This window comes from uncultured Porphyromonas sp., from assembly GCF_938023125.1.
Lineage (GTDB): Bacteria > Bacteroidota > Bacteroidia > Bacteroidales > Porphyromonadaceae > Porphyromonas.
In genome coordinates this window covers 1-1,703 of sequence record NZ_CALHDW010000021.1, presented here as the reverse complement: position 1 = coordinate 1,703, position 1,703 = coordinate 1, and the positions used below count along the sequence as shown (strand labels likewise).

General features: G+C 48.6%; 2 protein-coding genes. One reads left to right on the top strand and one right to left on the bottom strand.

All coding sequences use genetic code 11. The annotated features are described in order from the left end of the window. Positions 1–109: 109 nt before the first annotated feature. Positions 110–880 (bottom strand): hypothetical protein, encoded by a 771-nt coding sequence (locus tag Q0090_RS07960; RefSeq protein ID WP_297949477.1) that lies wholly within the window; start codon positions 878–880, stop codon positions 110–112. A 544-nt stretch (positions 881–1,424) separates the two neighbouring features. On the opposite strand from Q0090_RS07960, the gene Q0090_RS07955 reads away from it, so the two are divergent. Continuing rightward, positions 1,425–1,703, top strand: a 279-nt coding sequence (locus Q0090_RS07955) for a hypothetical protein (protein WP_297949475.1), incomplete at its 3' end; no start/stop codon positions are given.

The following is a 1,703-nucleotide window of genomic DNA, read 5'->3' as shown; positions in this document are numbered from 1 at the left end:
TTTCATCGGCTGGGGAGTATGCTATGTTTCTATGCTTTAAGTAGGGGGAGAGTATGGGGGGACGGCTAGCGCTCCCGATACTCAGGGGATGTTCTCTCTAGAGCCCTCTTTAGTAGTACGTCCCTCTGTGGTAGCGGGTGAAGTAGGGGATCCACTCGACATCATGCTTGTGCCTCATGATGCGACGTGAGGTCTCCAAGGCATGGTTACGAAGCTCGGGAGTGGTGGGGTATTCTGGATCATCCAGACAGAAGTCATGACCATATTTGAGGATGACGGCATTGGATGCTCTTATAGCATCCGGGTTGATGAATCTTGGCACTTCTACATAGCATATATCTCCTTGGTTACATTGCGTCTCGAAGGTCCGATACATACGTACCCCACCCCGAGTCACGTGCACGATGAAGATGGTACTAGGTAGCTTCCTCATCCTCCTTCGCGATATAGAGACTAAATCCTCTAGGTCATCCATCGAAGTGAAGTGGAGGGTCTTCAGCGAGTCGGCCGTTAGTGTCGTCGGCTCGTCTCGCACGTAGAAGCTGATGTAGAGAGGGACGTGGTCAAAGCGGAACTCCCACGTCCCATAGTTTTCGTAGGTCCCATATTGGTAGCGGAAGGCGGGTACGTCAATGGAGTCCTGCACCCCACGCCAAGCAGGGGCAAGGAAGTCCCAACCATAGTTGCGTTTCTTACGGGGAGCGTTTGCCGGGGTCTTTGCTCGGAGTGAGCTATGCTTCCACTGCGGGCTCTTCTGATAGTGATTCAGGAGATAGACCGTGTCGGGTAGGGAGTCCCGAGTCTTCTTCCTCCTTTGGGCATCAACCGATTGCTCAAAGGAAAGGAGAAGAAGGATGAGGAGCATGAGGAGGCGTTTCATAGGCTCGGGGCGTATGGGGAGATTGTCTGCGTTTGTCTTCTGAGGGCTAATACTTTCCCTCGGGGAAGATGGGATCTTTGCCTTGAAGGTAGCTATTCCTATGAAACTGCTCCTCTCACTCCTCTGGAATGGGCTCTCGGCAGGGGGTGAAAAACGACCCACGGTAGGTCGCTCTTAAAACCTACTGTGGGTCGCCTGACCGACCTACCGTGGGTCGCAAAGGCGACCTACAGTAGGTTTTATTTGGGGGTACGAGAGAGGGGAGAGATCTTGGGCTTTTGCTACCCATGACGACTCCATAATTACTGAAGGGATATGGTCCGTCAGCTTTTCTCAGGGAGATAGATCTGCAAGTGGCCTCTCATGCTTCCTCTCTTTGAGTATTTCATATCTTTGTATCACTGATTCGCGCCCCAAATTCTGAGCTAGTACGATAAGATCTCCGGAGGTTAGCTTGATAGAGTTGATGATTATTTGGTTGTTGCTACGAGTCAATAAGAACGCTAAAAGTTTGATATATAGGTTAAAGAATATAGAGTGGGATATGAATAGAAACATCTCTATCCTTAGTAAGACGAAAGATGCATCAATAGAAAGACTGCATATCGTTACTTGGGATATCAAAAGCAAGAATTATTATACGGAGTATGGCTTGGAGATTAATATAGCTTCTGTCTATGATGATGAGCTAGTGCTTAAATTGTCCTTGCCTTGCCTCCCGTCTAATAGCGAGGATGTCATTTCTCTTGATAAAAACCTTTCTGACTTAGAGAATTGCCGGTTCATATTTAATTCAGATGTTAGGCAGGTTACTCCCATTGGT

Excerpts from the sequence above, each read along its gene's own strand:
- Q0090_RS07960 (WP_297949477.1), bottom strand. The coding sequence starts at position 880 with ATGAAACGCCTCCTCATGCTCCTCATCCTTCTTCTCCTTTCCTTTGAG.